The sequence below is a fragment of the Pseudomonas sp. Rh2 genome, from assembly GCF_040762985.1.
Lineage (GTDB): Bacteria > Pseudomonadota > Gammaproteobacteria > Pseudomonadales > Pseudomonadaceae > Aquipseudomonas > Aquipseudomonas taiwanensis.
The window spans coordinates 2,619,698-2,642,299 of record NZ_CP142890.1 but is presented as its reverse complement, the minus strand read 5'-3'; the positions used below and the strand labels follow the sequence as shown (position 1 = coordinate 2,642,299).

The following is a 22,602-nucleotide window of genomic DNA, read 5'->3' as shown; positions in this document are numbered from 1 at the left end:
AGCATGCCACGCGTACTGACCATCGAAGACGACGCCGTCACCGGCCAGGAAATCGTCGCCGAACTCACCAGCCACGGCCTGGAAGTGGATTGGGCCGACAATGGCCGTGAAGGCCTGGCCAAGGCCATTGCCGGTGGTTATGACCTGATCACCCTGGACCGCATGCTGCCCGAGGTCGACGGCCTGACCATCGTCACCACCCTGCGCAACCTGAAGATCGCCACGCCGATCCTGATGATCAGCGCCCTGTCCGATGTCGACGAGCGGGTACGTGGCCTGCGCGCCGGCGGGGATGACTACCTGACCAAGCCGTTCGCATCGGATGAAATGGCCGCGCGGGTCGAAGTGCTGCTGCGGCGCAACAGCGTGCCCATGACCCAGACCCGCCTGCAGGTCGCCGACCTGGAGCTGGACTTGATCAGCCACGAGGCACGTCGCGGCGAGCAGACCCTCAACCTGCTGCCCACCGAGTACAAGTTGCTGGAGTACCTGATGCGCCACGCCGGCCAAGTGATCACGCGGATGATGATTTTCGAAGAAGTCTGGGGGTACCACTTCGACCCTGGCACCAACCTGATCGACGTCCACATCGGCCGTCTGCGCAAGAAGATCGACTCACCCGGCCAGTCGCCGCTGATCCGTACCGTACGGGGCTCCGGCTATGCCATTGCTGAACCCGTCTAAGGGCTGGAGCTCGTCCACCAGCCGCCTGCTGGCGCTGTACAGCTTCCTGTTCGTGGCCTGGAGTTGCATCCTCATGGGGGTGCTGTACTTCGAGGTGTCCAGTTACCTGAACAAGCTCACTCGCCATTCCATGCTGCAGCGCCAGCACTTGTTCGCGCACATGAGCGGCAAGCAACTGGACGATGCCCTGATCGCCAGCCAAGCCTTCGAAGAGCGCAGTTTCGACGCCTATGGCCTGTTCGACGCGCAGCTCAACCCGATTGGCGGGCGTATTCGCGCCATACCTCAGGAACTTGGGCTGGACGGCAAGGTGCATGAGCTCAAGCGCTGCCTGGATGCCGATGACCCGCACATGCCGCGAGACAGCTGCGATGCCGTGGCCATCAAGGTGCAGGATGGCCGCTGGCTAGTGCTGGTGCGCGACAATGGCTCGTTGTTCGTGGTCACCCGGATCATCCTGCATGCCTTGCTTTGGGGCATCTCGCTGACCCTGATCCCAGGCTTCGCTGGCTGGTACCTGCTGCGCCGCCGCCCTCTCAAGCGCATACGCGCGATCCAGGCCCAGGCCGAACTGATCGTCGCCGGCGACCTTACCCACCGCCTGCCGCTGTCGGCACGGCGTGACGAGCTGGATATGCTGGCGGCCATCGTCAATGCCATGCTCGACCGTATCGAGCGGCTGATGCACGAGGTCAAGGGCGTGTGTGACAACATTGCCCATGACCTGCGCACGCCGTTGACCCGCCTGCGCGCGCAGCTGTATCGAATTCGCCAGCAAAGCGCCGTCGACTCGGCCGAAGCCGAGGCGCTGGACCAGGCGATTGGCGAAACCGATACGCTGATGGCGCGTTTTCGCGGGTTGCTGCGCATCAGTGAACTGGAGGACCGCCAACGCCGGGCCGGCTTCGTGCAGCTGGATCCGCATGGCCTGCTGGTGGAGCTGCATGACTTCTACCTGCCGCTGGCCGAGGACGGTGGCATACGCCTTTATCTGGAACAGCCCGCGCAACTGGCGGCGCTACACGGCGACCGGGAACTGCTGTTCGAGGCGCTGGCCAATCTGGTCGGCAACGGGATCAAGTTCACCCCCGAGGGCGGGCGTGTGGTCATCTCGGCAACCCAGGACGAGGCCGGGGTGCATATCGCCATCGAAGACAGCGGGCCGGGCATTCCTGAAGAGGAGCGCGCCGCGGTGTTGAAACGCTTCTATCGCAGCGAGGAAGGTCACCGTCATGCAGGGTTCGGGCTGGGGCTGTCGATCGTGGCGGCGATCGTCGACCTGCATGGGTTCGCACTGGAAATTGGGGCAAGCGAGTTCGGTGGGGCGAAGTTGGTGATGCATTGCCCGCTGGCGGGGCTGGCCAAGTAACGACCGGGACTGCCTCGCAGCCTAATCGCCGGCACGCCGGCGCCTACATGACACTGAGAGATCTGTAGGTGCCGGCGTGCCGGCGAACGATCCGCTAACGCGATCAGTCGGCCAGACGCCAGGTGGTCCCACCCTTGCTGTCTTCCAGCACCACGCCCATGGCGGTCAGCTGGTCGCGGATACGGTCCGATTCAGCCCAGTTCTTGTCGGCACGTGCCTGCAGACGCGCCTGGATCAGCGCCTCGACTTCGGCCGCATCGACCTTGCCCTCGGCACCGGCGCGCAGGAAGTCATCAGCCTCCAGCTGCAGCACACCCAGCACATCCCCCAACTCACGCAGACGCCCCGCCAGGCCGGCAGCGGCCTCCAGGTCAGTCTCCCGCAGGCGGTTGATCTCGCGTACCAGGTCGAACAGCACGGCGCAGGCTTCGGGCGTACCGAAGTCGTCGTTCATCGCCACGCTGAAGCGCTCGACGAACTCTTCGCCCCCCTTGGCTGCCACGCGCGGCAGGCCACGCAAGGCGTGGTAGAACCGCTCCAGGGCGCCCTTGGCATCACGCAGGCTGTCCTCGGAGTAGTTGATCGCGCTGCGGTAATGGCTGGCCACCAGCAGGTAACGCACCACTTCGGGGTGATACTTGTCGAGCACGTCGCGAATGGTGAAGAAGTTGTTCAACGACTTGGACATCTTCTCGCCATTGATGCGGATCATGCCGCAGTGCATCCAGGCGTTGGCGTACGGCTTGCCGGTGGCCGCCTCGCTCTGGGCGATCTCGTTCTCGTGATGCGGAAACTCAAGGTCGCTGCCGCCACCGTGGATGTCGAAGCTCTCGCCCAGGCAGCAGGTGGACATCACCGAGCACTCGATGTGCCAGCCCGGACGGCCAGGGCCCCACGGCGAATCCCAGTACGGCTCGCCCGGCTTGACGCCTTTCCACAACACGAAGTCCAACGGGTCCTGCTTGGCTTCGTCGACTTCGATGCGGGCGCCGATGCGCAGGTCTTCGATCTTCTTGCGCGACAGCTTGCCGTAACCGACGAACTTGCCGACGCGGTAGTACACGTCGCCATTGCCCGGGGCGTAGGCGTAGCCTTTGTCGATCAGGGTCTGGATCATCGCATGCATGCCGGCGATATGGTCGGTGGCACGCGGTTCCAGGTCCGGCTTGAGAATGTTCAGGCGGCGCTCGTCCTCGTGCATCGCGTCGATCATTCGGGCAGTCAGCGCGTCGAACGACTCGCCGTTCTCGTTGGCCCGGTTGATGATCTTGTCATCGATGTCGGTGATGTTGCGCACATAGGTCAGCTCATAGCCGCTCTTGCGCAGCCAGCGGGTGACCAGGTCGAAGGCCACCATGCTGCGACCGTGGCCCAGGTGGCAGTAGTCGTACACGGTCATGCCGCAGACGTACATGCGCACCTTGTTGCCATCGAGCGGCTTGAAGACTTCCTTGGTTTTGCTCAGCGTGTTGTAGATGGTAAGCACGGCGGTTCCTTAGCTGCCCCAGGAGTCACGCAGGGTGACGGTGCGGTTGAACACCGGACGGCCAGGCTGGCTGTCCTTCAGGTCGGCGCAGAAGTAGCCTTCACGCTCGAACTGGAAGCGGTCTTCCGGCTGTGCCTGGGCCAGCGATGGTTCGGCACGGCAACCCGTCAGCACTTGCAGCGAGTCCGGGTTGATGTTGTCGAGGAAACTGCCACCGTCTTCGGTTTTCTCCGGGTTGGCGGAGCGGAACAGACGGTCGTACAGGCGCACTTCGCATTCGACGCTGCCTTCGGCCGGTACCCAGTGGATCACACCCTTGACCTTGCGGCCTTCAGGGTTCTTGCCCAGGGTGTCGGGGTCATACGAGCAGCGCAGCTCGACGATGTTGCCGTCGGCATCCTTGATGGCTTCGTCGGCACGGATCACGTAGCTGCCGCGCAGGCGCACCTCGCCGGCTGGCTCCAGGCGCTTGTAACCCTTGGGCGGCTCTTCCATGAAGTCGTCACGGTCGATGTACAGCTCGCGGGCGAATGGCAGTACGCGCACGCCCATGTCTTCCTTCGGGTGACGCGGCAGTTCGAGCTGCTCGACCTTGCCCTCCGGGTAGTTGGTGATGACCACCTTCAGCGGACGCAGCACGCACATGGCACGAGGCGCGGTGCGGTCCAGGTCGTCACGGATGCTGAACTCGAGCATCGACATGTCGACCACGCCGTCGGAACGGTTGGTGCCGATCATTTCGCAGAAGTTGCGGATCGACGCTGGGGTATAGCCGCGGCGGCGGTAGCCCGACAGGGTCGACATGCGCGGGTCGTCCCAGGCCTCGACGTGCCCTTCGTCGACCAGCTGCTTGAGCTTGCGCTTGGAGGTAATGGTGTAGTTCAGGTTCAGGCGGCTGAACTCGTACTGGCGCGGGTGCGCCGGTACCGGCAGCTTGTCCAGGAACCAGTCGTACAGCGGACGGTGGCTTTCGAATTCCAGGGTGCAGATCGAGTGGGTGATGCCTTCGATGGCGTCCGACTGACCGTGGGTGAAGTCGTAGTTGGGGTAGATGCACCACTTATCACCGGTCTGGTGGTGGTGGGCGTGACGGATGCGATACAGGATCGGGTCGCGCAGGTTCATGTTCGGCGAGGCCATGTCGATCTTGGCACGCAGCACGCGCTCGCCATCCTTGAACTCACCCGCCTTCATGCGGGCGAACAGGTCCAGGTTCTCCTCGACACTGCGCTCGCGGAACGGGCTGTTCTTGCCAGGCTCGGTCAGGCTGCCACGGTATTCCTTGGCCTGCTCCGGGGTCAGGTCGCAGACGTAGGCGTTGCCCGACTTGATCAGGTCCACGGCCCACTCATGCAATTGCTCGAAGTAGTCCGAGGCGTAGCGCACCGGGCCCGCCCACTCGAAGCCCAGCCACTTGACGTCGCGCTGGATGGAGTCGATGTACTCCTGGTCTTCCTTGGCCGGGTTGGTGTCGTCGAAACGCAGGTGGCAGACGCCGCCGAACTCCTTGGCCAGGCCGAAGTTCACACAGATCGACTTGGCGTGGCCGATGTGCAGGTAGCCATTGGGCTCTGGCGGGAAGCGGGTGACGATGCTGCTGTGCTTGCCCGAGTCCAGGTCGGCCTGGACGATCGGCCGCAGGAAGTTCGCAGGGACGGCGGGGGCGCCTTTGGCAGCGGCGTTGGGCGCGTTGTCGGCAGTGGGCTTGCTCATAGGATCCTTGAATGCACGTGTCCGGCCTGGGTAGGCCGATTGAATCAAAGGGCCTATCATAGCCGAAGCAGTCAAGCTGCTGACAGCCGGGCTCGGACAAACTGCCGCGATTTATCGCTGCTATTTGTCGCAAGCTGGCAAAATAGCCGACGCAGGCCATGTGTCGTGCCGGCCGGATCCTGCGTCAGTTGCCATTATGCGCCTGACGCACCCTATTCCCGAATGCCTTGAAAGAGCGAATTTCAGCATGTCCAAAGTCAAACTGAGCACCAACCACGGCGACATCGTCCTGCAACTGGACGCCGAGAAAGCGCCGAAAACCGTTGAGAACTTCGTTCAGTACGTCAAAGACGGCCACTACGACGGCACCGTCTTCCACCGCGTGATCAAGGGCTTCATGATCCAGGGCGGCGGCTTCGAAGCCGGCATGAGCCAGAAGAAGACCCGCGCCAGCATCCAGAACGAAGCCGACAACGGCCTTAAGAACAAGAAGTACAGCATCGCCATGGCCCGGACCATGGAGCCGCACTCGGCCTCGGCGCAGTTCTTCATCAACGCCAACGACAACGACTTCCTCAACCACAGCGGCAAGAACGTTCAGGGCTGGGGCTATGCCGTGTTCGGCGAAGTGATCGAAGGCCGTGAAGTCGTCGACGCCATCGAAACGGTCGCCACCGGTTCCAAGGCTGGCCACCAGGACGTGCCGAACGACGACGTGGTCATCAAGAAAGCCGAGATCATTGAGTGATTCTGCTGATCTCCGATCTGCACTTGCAAGAAGAACGCCCGGACATAACCCGGGCGTTTCTTGATCTGCTCGACGGTCGTGCCCGCCACGCCAAGGCGCTTTACATCCTTGGTGACTTCTTCGAAGCATGGATCGGCGACGACGCGATGTCGCCCTTCCAGCAGTCGATCGGCCAGGCCATGCGCCAGCTGAGCGACAGCGGCACGGCGATCTACCTGATGCATGGCAATCGTGACTTCCTGATCGGCCAGGACTTCTGCGAAGCCGCCGGCTGCACGCTACTGACCGACCCAAGCGTGATCGAGCTCGGTGGCGAACAGGTGCTGCTGATGCACGGCGACACCCTGTGCACCCGCGACCTGGCCTACATGAAGCTGCGTCGATACCTGCGCAACCCGGTTAGCCTGTGGGTACTGCGCCACCTGCCGCTATCCACGCGGCAGAAGCTGGCGCGCAAGCTGCGCAGCGAAAGCCGCGCGCAGACACGCATGAAAGCAACCGAGATCGTCGACGTCACGCCCGAAGAGGTCCCGAAGGTCATGGCGGCGCACGGTGTGCGCACCCTGGTCCATGGCCATACCCACCGACCGGCGATTCACAAGCTGGTGGTCGAAGGTGAGCCAGCGCGGCGCATCGTTCTGGGCGACTGGGACCGTCGGGGCTGGGCCCTTCAGGTGGACGAGCAAGGGTTCCAGCTGGCGCCTTTCGAGTTTTCCTGATGCTGTCGATCCTATCGCCGGCAAGCCGGCCCCTGCAGGCCCGTGTCGACCTGCAGGAGCCGGCTTGCCGGCGGTGAGGCCGCCCTCATTTCACGCTCACAACCGCCCCATCCCGCTCGCTGATCACATACTGCCGATACTGCGGGTCTGCCTTGATCTGCGCCTCGGTAAACGGAATCGGCGCCAGCTGTTTGGCGGAGAAGGCCTTGGTCTGGTCGTTCGAATGTGCCGAACCGGCTTCACTGGACTGCGAAAACGCCAGCAGCCCTCGGGCCTGCGGCCCCTGCTCGGTGAACTTGACCAGTTGCAGGTAGCTGGTGCCACTGACGACCCGTCGCTTGCCCGGCCCGTGCGGCACGCTGTAGATCGCGTTGTATACGCCCAAGCCTTGTGGCCCGCCCGGCACTGGCGTGCCATCGGCAGCCTGTTGGATCTGCCCCCACTGGCTGTTTTCCCCTACCCCAGCTTGTGCGACTGCCTGCAATGACGCCAGCGCGGCGTGATGGAGCAGCTTGCGTACCGCTGCCTGCTCGACGGCCAGCCCCCGGGGCGTGTGCTGCGGATCGGCCGGGTCGAAGGCCACCCGCCAGCTTTGCGGGTGTTCGGCCAGCGCCTCGACAATGTTTTCGAAATGCACCAGGCCGACGCCACTGTTCAGATCAGCCTTGCCGTTCCACGCTGCCAGGCTGGCGCAAACGGTCTGCACGTCAGCCTCGGCTTCCCTGCACCACTGCATCAGATCCGGCAGCACCAGGCTGGCGAGATAGACCTCGTCATCGGTCACCATGCGCTGCAAGTCATCGATACCCACCTTCGTCTCGCCTTGCAGGCGCTGCAGGGCAAAGCGCCCGCGCATGCCAAGCGGTTGATCATCGCGGCTGACCAGTGGCGAGAAACCCGCCAGGGGCTCGGCAGGGTTGGCCATCCAGGCGGGGTCATTGGAGTTTTGCACGAAGTCGGAGCGCTCAAGGCTTGGTAGCAGACGCGCGGGGAAGATACCCGGCTGAGCCGCCTGGGCATCGACTTTCCACTGGCACGCACTGCGCGATCCATCCAGCACCACCAGTGGGCCCTGGGCTGCCGGGTGACCGCAGTGGCTCAGCAACTCCTGGTCGACGTACGGCACCACCGACTGGTTGAGGTACAGCGTTCGTCCTGCGGCGTCTACCGCCAGGGTGTTGACCCAGGGAATGCCCTGGAGGCTGGCGATCGAGCCTTTGAGCGCGTCCAGGCTTCCCGCGCGGTTGATCTGGTACCACTGCTGCAACACACGGGTGTTGTCCAGGTTGGCGTCGCGCAGGCTGTAGGCAGCTTGGCTGTCCCAGTCCAGTCGGCCCGGCCATTGCACCACCGGGCCGAACGTCGAGGCATAGACCTGGCGCTGCACTTGGCTCAGGCTGCCGTCTTCGGACTTGACGGTGATGCTCACGGTTTGCGGCATGAGTGGCAGCGACTGGCCATCGAGCAGGTAGCGGGTCGGGTCCTTCGGGTCCAGTTGCAACCGGTACAGGGTGAAATGCTTCGAGGTATCGACGGTGTGGGTCCAGGCCAGGTGCCGGTTGAAACCGATGTTGATCACCGGCAACCCCGGCAGGGCAGCGCCCATGACATCCAGTTGGCCAGGAATGGTCAGCTGCATCTGATAGAAACGCATGCCACCCACCCAAGGGAAATGTGGGTTGGCCAACAACAGCCCGCGACCATTGGCTGAGCGCTCTGCGCCGACGGCCACCGCGTTGCTGCCGCGCTCGGAAGCGAAGCGCGACTGCTGTGCCAGCGCCGCAGTAAAATCGCTGGCGGCCCGCTGAGTCGCCCGTGTCGGCGGCTGCGCGCCTACCACGGCCTCGGCAAACTGCCCCATCCCACCCTCCACCAGCAACCGCCGGGTCAACTTGACCAGGTCCAGACTGGTGATCGGATGCAACCACTGCCCTGTTCCGCATTCGGCCGGCAGGCCCGCGGCACGGCGCTCGCCCAGTGCACGGTTGTAGCCGCTGGCATAGCCTTCGAGCAACTGCCGTACGGCGGTCGGCTGTGCCTGCAGGAAGCCATTGACCGCTGATGGGCGGTTGAGCCAGGTGAAGAACAGGTCGCTGGTTAGGTTGTCGCGCTGCTCCACGGTCTTGCCCTGGGCCCCAAAGTAGCGGGAGCGCTCGCCATTGACGGTCAATACCTCATTGGCCAGCAAGCACAGGTTGTCCTGCGCGTAGGCGTAGCCAATCCCATACCCCAGGCCGCGCTCGTCTTTGGCCACGATGTGCGGGACGCCAAAGCTGGTGCGGCGGATCTGTGCGCTGGCCTCGTCACCGGTATCCCGAGCCTGGGCAGCAACGCTGAAGACAACCAGGGCTACCGCCAGGCTGGCACAGGTCAGTGGACGCGAAAGTGTGAACACGGGCATTCCTCGGATTCAAGGGTCATCCCGATCAGACGAATGGCTGAATGAAAATTTTACGCAATGCCCGCGCATCCAAGGTCTTGATCAGGCCGAGGCAATTTTTTTTACGCCAAGGCTGCAGATTTGCCGCTCTCATTCGTCCTAGTAAGTGAGGCACCCATATTTCGGGACAGTCCACGAAAAGGAGCATTCACATGTACCACCCGCAACCCACGATGCAGGCCGGGCATGCGCCGGTCACGGCGCCCAACGGAGCGGTCGCCAGCGGGGATGAACGCGTTGGCAACGAACAGATTCGCGAGTTGCTGCGCAGTTATGGTCTGCGCACCAGCCTGATCCGCCTGAAGGTGATCGACGCCCTGCACACGGCTGACCGCAACGGCCGCAGCATCGGCGTGCGCGGTGTGCACGCCCAGCTTGAACAACTGGACATACCGCTTTCATTCCTGAGTGTCCGGGAGGTGCTCAAGCGCCTGTGCGCCGAAGGTGTGATCTGCCTGGGCAGCGACAAATGCTACAGCCTCGATCCCCAGGCGCGCGCAGTGTTGGAGCAGGCCGCGCGCTGAGCGGATGGCCGGCCAGGACTGGCCGGCCGGCACGGGTCAGGGTTTGACCTTGCGCCGCAGTATCCCGTTGATTACCACCACGACCACCGCAATGACGATGGCGCACACCTGGAACGTCTGCTCGCTGATCACCCCTTCTTTCTGCAGGTGAGACAGGCCCAGCATGAGGCCCAACACCACCAGGATGATCAAAAGGGAGTATTTGAGGCGCTGCACATGTGTCATCGAAGGTTCCTTGCAACATCAGAGGCAAATGGCTCGCATCGAGCCGCGGCCATGATACAACGCCAACCGTCATCGGCGCTGCATTTCCTGCCTGGCGTGCTTCGACGCACCTGAGCATATGGGCCTTGCGCCCACTGCCAAGGTATCGATAGCCATGGCCACGATGCCAGCGTCCTGGCCCCTTCCCCTCTGCCCTCCGGCACAAATGAGGGTACTGAGACCCAATGCAGCAACGGACGCTGGCCCCGTCGGAAAACAAAGGCCTGGAGCCAAAAGCCGACGCCTTATCCTACAGCCCACGAAATCGCTGCCTGCAACAAGTGCTCCGCTAGGCTACAGCGCCCAGTCCGCTTGGCGCCTAGCGGCTCAGCTCGCCGCTGTCTGAAAATCCAGTCACGCCATCAGCAACCGATCGGTGGCGATCGCAGAGTCGCAACGTTGGATGTTCAACGCGCGCATCCCATTTGTCCTGAGGGGGCCCACATGGAATCACTAGACCTGAGCTGCATCGATATCAGCCAATTACCGCATTCGCTGCAATCGCTCATCGAGTGCATCGGCATTGAAAATGCTTACCGCCTGACCTGCTCCTACGGCGGCAGGCCAAAATACATCCCCAAGCATCGCGAACGCTCCAAGCTGACCGATGTACTGCCGCCACAGGCTCTGGATGCCCTGATCAAACGCTTCGCTGGCGTGGCGCTGGAAATTCCCAAGGCCGATCACTTCCTGCGCCAGCTGCGCAACCTGCAAATCCAGCAAGAAAGCGCCAAAGGCTTGTCCCGCAGCCTGTTGGCCGATAAGTACGGCCTGAGCCTGCGCCAGATCGGTAACATTCGCCGCCAGGCCTGAGTGACCCGTTTGAACTGAAATTCTTCCATCGAGGTTTGAAATGGATCCAAGCCAGCCCTGATGAGCCCGTTAGCCGTTGCAACAGCTGCCGCCCGGAATCTGCATTTCAAGTGCAATGCACCCTGCTGGGCGGTTCGAGGATCAATGACCAGACTTGGGCCTGCGGACTAGGCGTTCGTTGCAGGGTTGCGCGCGGGGAATTCCGCTGATCGACGACAGCCACTGGGCACGAGCTTCGCGATGATGACGGCCACAACGGCACCGTGGCATATTGAATGCTCGTGACCTGATCCTGGCATTCGGATTTGGAGGATTCCATGCGTGACATCATTGACGGCTTTCTGCGCTTTCAGCGAGAGGTTTACCCCCAACGCGTCGAGCTATTCAAGCAACTCGCGACGACGCAAAACCCGAAGGCATTGTTCGTCACCTGCTCGGACAGTCGTGTCGTACCTGAACTTCTTACACAGCGCGAACCGGGCGAACTGTTCGTGATTCGCAACGCCGGTAACATCGTGCCGTCCTATGGACCCGAACCCGGCGGCGTCTCGGCAACCGTCGAATATGCGGTCGCGGTGCTCGGCGTGCAGGACATCGTGATCTGCGGCCACTCCGACTGCGGTGCGATGGGCGCGATTTCACGCTGCACTTGTCTGGACCATCTTCCCGCGGTCGCTAGCTGGCTGCGGCACGCAGACGCCGCAAAAGCGATCAACGCGGCGCATGCGTTCGACACGCCTCGCGCCAAGCTCGACGGCCTTGTGCGGGAAAACGTGATTGCGCAACTGTCGAACCTTCGTACCCACCCCTCGGTCGCACTGGCGCTCGAGCAGGGGCGTTTGAACCTGCACGGCTGGGTCTACGACATCGAGGCGGGTTGCATCGATGCGCTTGATGGCGCGACACGAAAATTCGTCTCACTTGCAGACTCGCCGAACACGGTCGCGATCGCTGCGCGCAACAGCAGACAGATCTGATGGCGAAAGCCACAAGCGACATCGAGGCAAACAAAGCCCGCGATGGCTGTGGCCAGGTGGCTAGCGCAGGGTCAGTCCAGACCTTGTCTAGGCTCAGCTACCGCGGCCTAGCCGCACAGTCACCTGAACACGGCCCACCTCAGATGAACATTGGCATTAATACGCCGGGCGTCTGCGCGCCGAAGACAACGGCCCCATTAATGCGCAAAGAGGGAATCACACGTCCAGCCCAGGCGGCGACAGAAGCTTCGGTTTCCTGCAATTCATCGCTGAAAGCGGCACTTTGCATGAATGCCTGAATGTCGCCGAAGGACGCCATCTCGCGCCCCAGCAACTTTTCCAGCATGGCCGGATCACCTATGTCCTGACCATGGCAATACAAGGCTTGGTACACGCTTTCCACGAATGGCCGGGCAGGCCTGGCGCTGCGCTGCAACCACAGCACCGCCGCAAGCGCCAGCCGCGTGTCCGGAACGCAGACGATTGCGCTGAACGCCGGTTCAATGCCCAGCATTTGCAGTTCCGTTGCCACGAGGGACTGATGGAGCACCGCTTGTGTCCCGAAGCGGTACGCCAGGAAGTCGCGGTAGGTCATGCCGGCTGCCGATCGACTCAGCACGCAGCGGCAGGGTTGAAAGGTAACATTCAGTTCTCTATTGGCCTGGGTCATCGCGATCACGAGCCGGCGCATTGCGACCCAACCCCAAGGGTCGAGAAAGTCGAACGCCAAGATCGGTGGAGTCTGCATGATTACTACCCTGAAGGATTCGTTCATCCAAGGGTAAGGCGTTACGGGGACAGACTGAAGCCACGCACCACGCAATGGAGCGTTGCGTACGCAGCTATGCGATATTGAGCAACTCTTTCATGAACTGCGCAAATACCTTGATGCGTGTCGATTCACGGTTGATCGGCAAGTAGACGATGTTGATCGAGGAATTGACGGATATCGGGTTCACTTCATATTCCGGCAGCAAGCGGGTGAGCCGCCCCTGCTGCACATCCTCGGCGACCAGCCAGTCGGCCAACAGTGCAATGCCCTGCCCTGCAACGGCTGCTTGCCTGAGAATATCGGCATTGTTGCTTTGCATCCGCCCCTGAACCGAAACCGGCAGAGTCTGGTCAGCGACTTCGAAAAGCCAGTCTCGCATCGGCCCACCGTAGTCGAATCGCATACAAGAATGGGTGCTGAGTTCGCCTGGCTGAGTGGGCGCACCATGCTGTTCAAGGTACGCCGGGCTTGCCACCAGCCAGCGTTGAAAGTGACCGATGGTGGTGCAGATGACTTCCTCGCTGGAGACCGTCGAGCCCAAGCGAACGGTCAGATCGATTCGGTCCTTGAACAGATCCACCCTCTCATCGCTGAGGTTCAGGCTCACCTCCACCCCCGGATGACTCGCCAGAAACCGGCCCAAGTGGGGTGAGATCAGGCGCCGGCCGAACTCCACTGGCACGCTGACCCGAAGCTTGCCTTTGGCTTCGCTTCCTCTGTCCGTCACCCTGCTGTCAGCGGCAGCGAGCGCATCGAGGATGGCCACCGCGCTTTCGAAATAGGCCTGCCCCAAGTCGGTCGGGCTGTTCTGGCGTGTGCTGCGGGTGATCAGCGTGGTGCCCAGCTCCGACTCCAATGCGGCAACCTGACGCGCTACGGAAGAAGTTGCCACGCCAAGCTTTCGGGCCGCTGCGGAGTATCCACCGCAGCGCACCGTCTCAACGAACATGCTTAACGCGAGAAACTTATCCATATTTCCGACTCCGTTGAAGATCCATCCGGCAAGCCAGTGTCGTCACCCGTCGACGCTGCTGGCAGGCTGGATGATAGTCATGTGAACGGACGTGGAAATAGAACAGGCGTGCTCAGCTCATCGATCAGCGCTTGCCCGCATGCTTCATGAGGAAAATCACCAGCGCCACGGCCGGAAACGCAGCGGCAGTGAAGATCGTGGCTGGCCAGCCAAAGCGCTCATAGAGCGGGCTTGCAAGCATCGAACCCAGTGCACCGCCGACAAAGATGCTGGTCATGAACACGGCGTTCAGGCGTGCTCGGCTGTTGGGGTCCAGCGCATAGACCTCGCGTTGCCCAAGCACCATGTTCAGTTGCACCGCGAAGTCCAAGGCGATTGCCGCTGCCACCAGTCCCAGGTAGCCCAGCCCAGGAATACCACCGATCAGCAGCGCTACCGGTGCCAGTACCAATGCCACCAAGGTACTGACGTGGCCATGCCCTGCATCGGCCAGACGGCCGGCGATGGGGGCCGCGACGGCACCCACTGCGCCGACCAGCGCGAACAGCGCCACCCCATTCTGGCTGAAGCCATAGTGACGGATCAGCTCGATCGGCACGATGGTCCAGAAGAAGCTGAAGCTTGCGAACAACAGGCCTTGATACAGCGAGCGTTCCCGAAGAACGGCATATTGCTTGGCAAGGCCGAACACCGAACCAATCAGACGACCATAGGTGGTGTGATGGTTAGGCATGCGCTTGGGCAGCAGTACGGCGACCAGCAAGGCAATCGCGACCATCAGCACCGCAGCGCTGAAGAACACACCTCGCCAGCCAATGTATTCGGACACCAGGCTCGCTACGGGGCGAGCGAGCAAGATCCCGAGCAGCAGGCCGCTCATGATGTTGCCCACCACCCGGCCACGACTGCTTTCAGGTGCCATGTGCGCGGCCAGCGGTACCAGGATCTGCACGGCGACGGAAGTCAGGCCGATCATCAACGCCGCGATCAGGAACAGCGAGGGCGAGTCCGCAAACCCTGCTGCCGCGAGAAACCCGCCGACGACCAGGGTAAAGCCGATCACCAGGCGTTTGTTTTCCATCAAGTCGGCCAGCGGGACCAGGAACAGCAAGCCCGCTGCATAACCGAACTGGGTCAACGAAACGATCAGGCTGGCATGTTCGGGCGACAGGCCAATGCTCGGCGCGATCAGTTCGACGATGGGCTGGGCGTAATAGAGGTTTGCAACCACCGCACCGCAGCAGAATGCGAGGAACACGACCAGCGCTTTGGATAGCGTCGGGGTTGCATCGGCATGCACCGACGGTGAAACAAGTACTTCAGGGCTGCTCGCTGACATGGCGTCATCTCCGGATGGGTTGAAAAGTTCAGGAGCAAGCCTATGCGCCAAGGCGAGGCGTTGGAATATGAACGCCCAGCAACGAAGCTGTGCATGTTGCGCAAAACTGCCAGCGTTGCGTGAACAGCAAAGCTTCCTTGCGCGAGGGACCTATACCCCTGGAAAACCTGCTCCTTTAGGCTCAGGCCCTCAACCAATCGGTACCGAACACGCCGAGGTTGGAGATGAGGAGATCTTCGATGTCGCGTAACAAGCGTTGGGCATCCGTGGCCGTTGCCCTTGCAGTAGCAGGGTTGGCGGCAGCGTTCGGGTTGATGTGGCGACCTGCTATCGAGCCGATCGAGCGGCCAGCAGCCTTCGATGCCGCGCAGATCGCTCGCGGCGCCAAGGTCGTTACAGCCGGAGACTGCGCGGTTTGCCATACACGTCCCGGTGGTAAATACCTGGCAGGTGGCCTGCCACTGGTAACGCCGTTTGGCACACTCTACAGCACCAACATCACGCCTGACGCCGAAACGGGCATTGGCCAGTGGCCGCTCGCAGCGTTCGAACGCGCCATGCGCGACGGGGTTTCCCGCGATGGGCATTTCCTTTATCCAGCCTTCCCATACAAGCACTATCGCCTGCTCAGCGATCACGACCTGGCGGACGCCTACGCCTATCTGATGAGCGGGCCGCCAGTGTATGAGCCCGCCTCCCCCAACCGCATGAAGTTTCCAATGAACATTCGCCCGCTGGTCGCGGGCTGGAACCTTCTGTTCTTGCATACACAGCCCTTCGAGCCGACAGCGCAGCAATCGCCACAGTGGAATCGTGGCCGCTATCTGGTCGAAGGCGCAGGCCACTGTGGCGGTTGCCACACGCCTTTGAACTTTCTCGGTGCCGAGAAAGACAGCCAGGCGCTTTCCGGTGGGCTGGTCGATGGTTGGGAAGCGCCCTCCCTGCTCGGCCTTGCCCGTCGCGAAAAGCCTTGGACGCAGGCACAGTTGGTGGGCTATCTGCAGGCCAAGGTGGTTGACGACCATGGCACCCCAGCCGGGCCGATGCGCCCGGTCAGCCAGGAACTGGCGCGACTGCCGCAGGCCGACGTCCAAGCCATTGCCCACTACCTGCTGAGCTTGCCGGCGCCGCGTCGTAAACCGACCGACGACCATTCGGACACGGTGGTAACGGCTGAGTCGACCAGCCTTGGTCGCGATCTTTTCCAGGGCGCTTGCGCGGGCTGCCACGGTGCTGCGGCGCCGATGCGCACCATCGACGGCCGGCCTTCACTGGCGGCCACATCCGCGGCTCAGGCCCATGAGCCACGCAATTTCATCAAGACGGTACTTGAGGGCATTCCTCCCACACCCGGCGAGGCCGGCCCAGCCATGCCCCCCTTCGCTGCCAGCCTGAACGACCGACAGCTCGCCGCTCTGGCCTCGTACGTCAGGCAGCAGGCGAACCCGGAGCAGCCGTGGAGCGGAGTGGACTCGACTATCGAAGCGCTGCGCGAGGAGGCTAAATGAGCAACGTCAATCTCACCGTCAACGGCAAGGTGCACAGCCTGGACATCGATCCGGACATGCCATTGCTCTACGCCTTGCGTAACCACCTGCAACTCAACGGCGCCAAGTACGGCTGCGGGCTGGGCCAGTGTGGCGCCTGCACGGTCATCGTCGACGACAGGCCGGTGTTCTCGTGCGTGACGCCATGTTCAGGCATGGAAGGCCGCAAGATCCGCACGCTCGAAAGCCTGGGCACGACAGAGCGGCCAGGCCCCCTGCAGCAAGCCTTCATCGATACCCAGGCGGCCCAGTGCGGTTACTGCATCGCTGGGATGATCATGCGCGCGCAGGCCCTGCTGGAGAAAAACCCTCGCCCCGACGAGGACACCCTTCGTGCCCACATGGCGACGAACCTGTGTCGCTGCGGCACGCACCTTCGGATCATTGAAGCGATCACCCGCGTCGTTGAAAACGGTGGAATCCATGTCGTCCAGAACTGAATTCAGTCGCCGCGCATTCCTTCAAGGCAGCAGCCTGCTGATGGCCTTCACGTTGATGCCAGCCGCGCGCAAGGCGCTGGCCGATACTGAGGTGGATACCCTGGGTACGCTCGTGCTCGCCCCGGATCTGCCCGGCAGCTTGCGCACCAACCCTTACCTGGACGCCTGGATCAGGGTTGGTGCAGAGGGGATCACCGTGTATACCGGCAAGGTGGAGCTAGGGACCGGCGTCAAGACCGCGCTTGTGCAGATTGCGGCAGAGCGTCTGGATGTCGCACCAACAGCGATCACCTTTCTCACGGCCGACACGGCCCTGACGCCCAACGAAGGCTACACGGCCGGCAGCCACACGATCTTCGACAGTGGCACGGCGTTGTTCAACGCCGCTGCTCAGGTTCGCCAGATGCTCCTGGAGTCGGCCGCCAGACGCTGGGGCGTCGATGCCGCATCGCTGAAGACCGCTGACGCGATGATCATCGCCCCGTCCGGCCTGCGCATGAGTTATGCCGAGGCCGTGGCCGGTGTGGACTTGCATCGACACGCCAAGGCCGAGTCACCGCAAAGCGCACCGGAGCAGTTCAAGCTCATCGGCCACGCCATTCCACGCCTCGACATCCCTGCAAAAGTCACCGGCGCCGCGGCGTTCGTCCAGGACATGCGGCTACCGGGCATGGTCCACGCGCGGGTCATCCGGCCACCAAGGCCTCGCAGCACGCTCACCGGTTTCGATATGCAAGCTATTGAAAGCCTTCCAGGCATCGTCAAGGTGGTCAAGGATGGCAACTACCTCGCCGTGGTGGCCAAGGATGAATGGCAGGCCGTCACCGCCATGCGCGCAGGCTACGAATCAGCGACCTGGAGCGGCGCAGAGGTGATTGCGGACCAAGCCGTCATTCACCAGCTGCTGCCCAGGCTGCAATCCAGGCGCTACCCAATCAAGCATGAAGGCTCAGCGGCGCCTTCCAGTGGCAAGACGTATCGGGCGCGCGTCACCAAGCAATACTTGATGCACGGTTCGATCGGCCCCTCCTGTTCGGTGGCCTGGTTCAAGGACGGTACGCTGACGGTCTGGAGCCACACCCAAGGTGTATTCCCACTGCGCGCCGGCATCGCCGAGATGGTCGGCCTGCCGCTAAGCGCCGTGCGTTGCATCCATGTCGAAGGCTCCGGATGCTACGGGCACAATGGCGCCGATGACGCGGCAGCCGACGCTGCGCTGATCGCCCTACAGGTGCCGGGCGTCCCGGTGCGTGTGCAGTGGATGCGTGAACAGGAGAACCTGTGGGAGCCCTACAGCTCGGCCATGCTCACCGAACTGGAGGCGGATCTGGACCGCAACGGCCGAATCAACCATTGGAAATACGAGCTCTGGACCACGCCGCATAACGAACGCATCACCAATGCCGGCCGCCTCGTGCCCGCGCGCCTGCTCGCTCGGCCGTTCACCTCGGCGCCCTCCATTCCGATCGCGCAGCCCGAAGGCGATGGTGACCGCAACGCAATCCCGTTGTACCAAACGGGCGCGAGCACTATCGATATGAATTTCATCACGCAAATGCCATTTCGCACCTCGGCGATGCGCTCGCTTGGGGCGCACATCAACGTCTTCGCCATCGAGGCTTGCCTGGACGAACTGGCTGGCCAGGCAGGGGTGGATCCCGTGGAGTTCCGCCTGAGCCACCTCACCGACCCCAGGGCCCGGGCTGTCATCGAGCGGGCCCGCAGTGAATTCGGCTGGCCACGGCGATCGCCCACCCCAGGCTCGGGCATTGGCATGGGCTTCGCGCGCTACAAGAACATCATGGGCTACTGCGCAGTGGCGGTGGAAATCCAGGTACATCCGCAAACCGGCGAGATCGAGATCCAGCGGGTGGTCACGGCCGTCGATGTAGGACAGATCGTGAACCCCGATGGGCTGCGCAACCAGGTGGAAGGCGGCATCGTTCAGTCCAGCAGCTGGACGCTGTATGAGGCAGTCAGTTATGACGCCGGTGGTGTGCGCAGCTACGACTGGAGCGGCTATCCGATCCTGCGCTTCCCGCAGCTTCCCAAGCACGTGCAAGTGCACATGATCGACCAACCTGGCCAGCCCTTCCTCGGGGCCGCTGAAATCGTGCAGGGTCCGATGGCTGCCGCGCTGGGCAATGCGCTGGCAGATGCCACAGGACACCGACGGCTCGCCCTGCCGCTCACCCGTTCCGGTCAGCAAGGGTAGCCGGTGGCACTCGCGCCAGCGTTTACAGAGGTTACGGTAGATGCAACATCTTGATGTGACGGTTCTCGAACAGGCCCTGGCCTGGGCTGACGAGGGGAAAAGTGTGTGGCTTTGCACTGTGCTCAGCACCTTCGGCTCGGCCCCGCGGTCGCCTGGCGCCATGCTGGTGGCCCTGCGATCCGGAGCACACAGCGGCTCATTGTCGGGCGGCTGCGTCGAAGAGGAATTTCTTGAAGCACTCGGCCGTGGCGAGCATGCCGCACCGGCGCAGGTCATCCGTTACGGCGGTACGGCCCAAGAGCGAAGTCGCCTGCAGTTGCCGTGTGGTGGCAGCCTGGACGTGCTGGTCGAGCACAGGCACCCGTGTGCGCAATGGCGTGACCACCTCAGGCAATTGCTCGAGGCTCTGCGCGGGCAGCATCGACTGACGCGCACGCTCGACCTGGAAAGCGGCCTCTTCAGCGTGAAAAGCCCTGTCGCGGGTGCAGATCCGGTGGTGCGTCTTGGCAGCCGCCTGGAGATCAACCTCGGGCCTGCGCTTCGCTTGTTGCTCGCCGGTCTGTCGCCGGTCGCCCAGGCATGCGGGCAGTTCGCCCGCGCACTGGGCTTCGAGGTGATCGCCTGCGATCCGCGCGAAGAAGCCGCGGCGATGCCGATCGAGGGTGTGAAGCTGATTTCCATGTTGCCCTCGATGTACATCGCCAACGGCGGTTGTCACGCGGCAACCGCAGTGGTGGCATTGACCCACGACCCCAAGATCGATGACTTGGCCTTGATGGAGGCGGTACACACGCCTGCCTTCTACATCGGTGCGATGGGCTCGCGCCGGACTTCGGAAAAACGCGCGCAGCGGTTGCAGCGAATCGGCGGACTGTCGCCCGCGCAAGTGGACCGTCTACATATGCCCATCGGGTTGGACATCGGCTCCAGAACGCCAGCCGAAATCGCTTTGTCGGTAATGGCCGATGTGCTGCGTGTTTACCGGGGCAAAGCCCGAGCGGCTCTTTGAAGCTGCTTCCGTCGCAAGCTTTGCGAGTGGCGCAACGCACTTGCTCTGGTTGTGGTGATTATCAAATGCGGACCCGGGTCTTAACCTGACGTCATCAAACGACAGCAACATCGCTGCACCTTCGACCCCGTATAAACACTTACTTGAAAGGAACTGAGTGATGACCAGTAATCTGTTCAATCCTATTCGCGTGGGCGCTGTGGAACTTCCTCACCGTATCGCCATGGCCCCCCTGACCCGATCGCGCGCAGGCCAACCAGGCGATGTGCCAACGCCCATGGCAGCGGAGTATTACGGCCAGCGTGCCAGTGCAGCGCTGATCATCACCGAAGCCACGCAGATCTCCCAGCAGGGCCAAGGCTACGCCTGGACCCCGGGTATCTACACCCGTGAACAGATCGAAGCCTGGAAACAGGTGAGCGATCAGGTGCATGAACGCGATGGCCGCATCTTTATGCAACTGTGGCACGTGGGACGTGTTTCGCACCCAAGCTTCCAGCCCGGCAACGCGCTACCGGTTGCTCCGAGCGCCATCGCAGCGCCCGGCAAGACCTTCATCGTCGACGAACAGGGCAATGGGGTCTGGGGTGATGTGCCGGTGCCGCGCGCGCTGGATACCGAGGAAATCGCCGGCATCATCGACGACTACCGCCATGCGGCGCTGAACGCCATCGAGGCCGGGATGGATGGTGTCGAGATTCACGCGGGCAATGGCTATCTGCTCGACCAGTTCATCAACAGCAACAGTAACGAACGCACCGATCCGTATGGCGGCTCCTATCGCAACCGGGCGCGCCTGCTGTTGGCCGTCGTCCAGGCAGTGGCGCAGGAAATCGGTGCAGATCGCGTCGGTGTGCGCCTGACCCCCATGGGACGGTTCATGGGGATGGGAGACGACACTCCTCTGGAAACGTTCACCTACATCGTGGAGTCGCTGAACCGGTATGGGCTGGCCTACCTGCATCTGGTCGAGCCTGCGGTCGTCGGCACCGTCAAGGACGAGAACTTCGACCCCCGCTGGGACGAGATCATCCTCACGCTGCGGGATACCTGGAAAGGCGTACTGGTAATCGCGGGCGGATACGACGCTGCTTCTGCCGAGAAAGCGATCCGTGATGGCCGTGCGGACGTGGTGGCTTTCGGCAGGCCGTTTCTGGCCAACCCGGACTTACCACGCCGAATCCGCGAGGGCCTGCCGCTCAATACCCCCGACCCCGCGACCTTCTTCGGCGGCAACGAACGGGGCTACATCGACTATCCGACTCACCCGTAACGGGCGTTGCTGGCTGATGCAACGCGCCAGTCAAATTCATCACGCCGTGTCACTTTCACGCCGCCAGCGGCGCAAGGGGAAGTCATGACTGCATCAACACCGCGTGCCCCATGGCTACCGATTTGGGCGGGTCTTTGTGCCAGCCTCGTCGGTATCGGCCTGGCGCGTTTCGCCTATACCCCACTCATCCCGGCCCTCATCGAGGCCCATTGGTTTGCCAGCTCTGCAGTCGTTTTCCTGGGCGCTGCGAACCTCGCAGGCTACCTCATCGGTGCCTTGATCAGCCGACCGATCGCGACCAGATGGTCAAGTGCAAGCGTGCTCCGGTTCATGATGGTCCTGGTCAGCCTGGCATTTCTAGGCTGTGCCTGGCCCCTGTCGGTGAGCTGGTTCTTCTTCTGGCGGCTGCTATCGGGCGTCGCCGGGGGCGCGATCATGGTGCTGGCCGCAACGGCCATCCTCCCCCATGTCGCCACCCACCGCAGGGGGCTGGCAAGTGGTGCGATCTTCCTTGGAATCGGACTGGGAATCGCAGGTGCCGCCAGCCTGGTACCCTGGTTGCTGGACAAAGGCCTGCAACAAACCTGGCTCGGTCTTGCGGCGTTGTCGCTGCTGCTGACGATCAGCAGCTGGGCGGGATGGCCAGCAGACCCTCCGCATCATCCGCCGACACCGACGCCGGCAAAGCCTGCAACGTCGGCGGCAGTGCTGGTCTTGTTCGGCCAGTACGCGCTGATGGCCACCGCGTTGGTCGCGCCCATGATGTTCCTGGTGGACTACATCAGCCGCGGCCTTGGTGCCGGCACTCATGCCGGTGCGCTGATATGGGGACTGTATGGTCTGGGCGCTATCGCGGGCCCCGTACTGTATGGGCTGCTGGCCGACCACTTGGGCGCACGGGCGGGCATTCGGATCGTGCTCTTCGCACAGTTGGTCGCAATGGGTGCATTGATTGAAAGCCATGACCTGCGACTGCTTGGCGCGGCAGCATTGCTGATCGGCTCTTTCCCGCCTGGCATTGTCCCGCTGGCACTTGCCAGGGTGCACAGCCTGGTCGAGGGGCATACACGGCAGAATGCGACCTGGAGCCGCGCCACGGTTTCGTTCGCGAGTTTCCAGGCAATCGCCGGATACGGATATTCAGCCCTGTTCGCGAGCAGCGATGGCCACTACGGCGTGCTGTTCAGCGTCGCGGCTGCTGCACTGGTCCTGGCGCTGCTGCTGGAGCTGATTCTAAAAAGCGAATCCCGAACAGCCGCCGTCCAGGCCATTTAAGAACAAAGCCCGCGTGCGCGGG

The 22,602-nt window shown here is 62.6% G+C and carries 20 protein-coding genes; 13 read left to right on the top strand and 7 right to left on the bottom strand.

Going from position 1 to position 22,602, the window contains the following annotated elements; translation table 11 throughout:
• Positions 1-3: 3 nt before the first annotated feature.
• Together VXM67_RS11905 and VXM67_RS11900 are read left to right on the top strand one after the other, a co-directional pair.
• Positions 4-684: a response regulator transcription factor gene (locus VXM67_RS11905; RefSeq protein ID WP_023380120.1), complete on the top strand. Its 681-nt coding sequence runs from the start codon at positions 4-6 to the stop codon at positions 682-684.
• On the top strand, positions 662-2,053 hold the full coding sequence (locus tag VXM67_RS11900; protein WP_023380119.1) for a HAMP domain-containing sensor histidine kinase: 1,392 nt from the start codon (positions 662-664) through the stop codon (positions 2,051-2,053). Before VXM67_RS11905 ends, VXM67_RS11900 begins: the two co-directional genes overlap by 23 nt.
• 103 nt (positions 2,054-2,156) lie before the next feature.
• Here VXM67_RS11900 and cysS read toward each other — a convergent pair whose 3' ends face one another.
• Together cysS and VXM67_RS11890 are read right to left on the bottom strand one after the other, a co-directional pair.
• Positions 2,157-3,539: a cysteine--tRNA ligase gene (cysS, locus tag VXM67_RS11895; RefSeq protein ID WP_027907822.1), complete on the bottom strand. Its 1,383-nt coding sequence runs from the start codon at positions 3,537-3,539 to the stop codon at positions 2,157-2,159.
• Positions 3,540-3,548: 9 nt separating this feature from the next.
• Positions 3,549-5,252 (bottom strand): glutamine--tRNA ligase/YqeY domain fusion protein, encoded by a 1,704-nt coding sequence (locus VXM67_RS11890; protein WP_023380117.1) that lies wholly within the window; start codon positions 5,250-5,252, stop codon positions 3,549-3,551.
• 247 nt (positions 5,253-5,499) lie between these two features.
• Between VXM67_RS11890 and VXM67_RS11885 the strand changes: the two genes are divergently transcribed.
• Together VXM67_RS11885 and lpxH are read left to right on the top strand one after the other, a co-directional pair.
• Positions 5,500-6,000 carry a peptidylprolyl isomerase gene (locus VXM67_RS11885; RefSeq protein WP_027907821.1) on the top strand — a complete coding sequence of 167 codons (501 nt, stop codon included), beginning with the start codon at positions 5,500-5,502 and terminating at the stop codon, positions 5,998-6,000.
• On the top strand, positions 5,997-6,719 hold the full coding sequence (lpxH, locus tag VXM67_RS11880; RefSeq protein WP_023380115.1) for a UDP-2,3-diacylglucosamine diphosphatase: 723 nt from the start codon (positions 5,997-5,999) through the stop codon (positions 6,717-6,719). The genes VXM67_RS11885 and lpxH overlap by 4 nt, the downstream gene beginning before the upstream one ends.
• Before the next feature lie 85 nt (positions 6,720-6,804).
• On the opposite strand, the gene VXM67_RS11875 is transcribed toward lpxH, so the two are convergent.
• Positions 6,805-9,114 (bottom strand): acylase, encoded by a 2,310-nt coding sequence (locus tag VXM67_RS11875; protein ID WP_367237692.1) that lies wholly within the window; start codon positions 9,112-9,114, stop codon positions 6,805-6,807.
• 197 nt (positions 9,115-9,311) lie between these two features.
• Between VXM67_RS11875 and VXM67_RS11870 the strand changes: the two genes are divergently transcribed.
• Positions 9,312-9,683, top strand: coding sequence for a fe2+ zn2+ uptake regulation protein (locus VXM67_RS11870; protein ID WP_104881892.1), 372 nt, complete (start codon positions 9,312-9,314; stop codon positions 9,681-9,683).
• A 36-nt stretch (positions 9,684-9,719) separates the two neighbouring features.
• On the opposite strand, the gene VXM67_RS11865 is transcribed toward VXM67_RS11870, so the two are convergent.
• Positions 9,720-9,908 carry a hypothetical protein gene (locus VXM67_RS11865; protein WP_023380111.1) on the bottom strand — a complete coding sequence of 63 codons (189 nt, stop codon included), beginning with the start codon at positions 9,906-9,908 and terminating at the stop codon, positions 9,720-9,722.
• Between the two features lie 483 nt (positions 9,909-10,391).
• On the opposite strand from VXM67_RS11865, the gene VXM67_RS11860 reads away from it, so the two are divergent.
• Positions 10,392-10,760 carry a Mor transcription activator family protein gene (locus VXM67_RS11860; RefSeq protein ID WP_023380109.1) on the top strand — a complete coding sequence of 123 codons (369 nt, stop codon included), beginning with the start codon at positions 10,392-10,394 and terminating at the stop codon, positions 10,758-10,760.
• Between the two features lie 317 nt (positions 10,761-11,077).
• Positions 11,078-11,737, top strand: coding sequence for a carbonic anhydrase (locus tag VXM67_RS11855; RefSeq protein ID WP_023380107.1), 660 nt, complete (start codon positions 11,078-11,080; stop codon positions 11,735-11,737).
• Positions 11,738-11,876: 139 nt separating this feature from the next.
• On the opposite strand, the gene VXM67_RS11850 is transcribed toward VXM67_RS11855, so the two are convergent.
• The 3 genes from VXM67_RS11850 to VXM67_RS11840 form a co-directional block, all read right to left on the bottom strand.
• Positions 11,877-12,485 carry a DsbA family protein gene (locus VXM67_RS11850; RefSeq protein WP_023380106.1) on the bottom strand — a complete coding sequence of 203 codons (609 nt, stop codon included), beginning with the start codon at positions 12,483-12,485 and terminating at the stop codon, positions 11,877-11,879.
• A 94-nt stretch (positions 12,486-12,579) separates the two neighbouring features.
• Complete coding sequence (locus VXM67_RS11845) at positions 12,580-13,482, bottom strand: LysR family transcriptional regulator (RefSeq protein WP_041925474.1); 903 nt, start codon at positions 13,480-13,482, stop codon at positions 12,580-12,582.
• Between the two features lie 124 nt (positions 13,483-13,606).
• Complete coding sequence (locus VXM67_RS11840) at positions 13,607-14,821, bottom strand: MFS transporter (RefSeq protein WP_023380102.1); 1,215 nt, start codon at positions 14,819-14,821, stop codon at positions 13,607-13,609.
• Between the two features lie 239 nt (positions 14,822-15,060).
• Between VXM67_RS11840 and VXM67_RS11835 the strand changes: the two genes are divergently transcribed.
• The 6 genes from VXM67_RS11835 to VXM67_RS11810 all read left to right on the top strand — a co-directional run bounded on the left by VXM67_RS11835 (position 15,061) and on the right by VXM67_RS11810 (position 22,580).
• Positions 15,061-16,329 carry a cytochrome c gene (locus VXM67_RS11835; protein ID WP_027907002.1) on the top strand — a complete coding sequence of 423 codons (1,269 nt, stop codon included), beginning with the start codon at positions 15,061-15,063 and terminating at the stop codon, positions 16,327-16,329.
• Positions 16,326-16,808 (top strand): (2Fe-2S)-binding protein, encoded by a 483-nt coding sequence (locus tag VXM67_RS11830; RefSeq protein WP_023380100.1) that lies wholly within the window; start codon positions 16,326-16,328, stop codon positions 16,806-16,808. The genes VXM67_RS11835 and VXM67_RS11830 overlap by 4 nt, the downstream gene beginning before the upstream one ends.
• Positions 16,792-19,023: a molybdopterin cofactor-binding domain-containing protein gene (locus VXM67_RS11825; protein WP_027907003.1), complete on the top strand. Its 2,232-nt coding sequence runs from the start codon at positions 16,792-16,794 to the stop codon at positions 19,021-19,023. Before VXM67_RS11830 ends, VXM67_RS11825 begins: the two co-directional genes overlap by 17 nt.
• Positions 19,024-19,063: 40 nt before the next feature.
• Positions 19,064-20,032 (top strand): XdhC family protein, encoded by a 969-nt coding sequence (locus VXM67_RS11820; protein WP_023380098.1) that lies wholly within the window; start codon positions 19,064-19,066, stop codon positions 20,030-20,032.
• Between the two features lie 160 nt (positions 20,033-20,192).
• Positions 20,193-21,305, top strand: coding sequence for an alkene reductase (locus VXM67_RS11815; RefSeq protein ID WP_315693678.1), 1,113 nt, complete (start codon positions 20,193-20,195; stop codon positions 21,303-21,305).
• An 84-nt stretch (positions 21,306-21,389) separates the two neighbouring features.
• Positions 21,390-22,580: a YbfB/YjiJ family MFS transporter gene (locus tag VXM67_RS11810; RefSeq protein WP_023380096.1), complete on the top strand. Its 1,191-nt coding sequence runs from the start codon at positions 21,390-21,392 to the stop codon at positions 22,578-22,580.
• Positions 22,581-22,602: the final 22 nt, after the last annotated feature.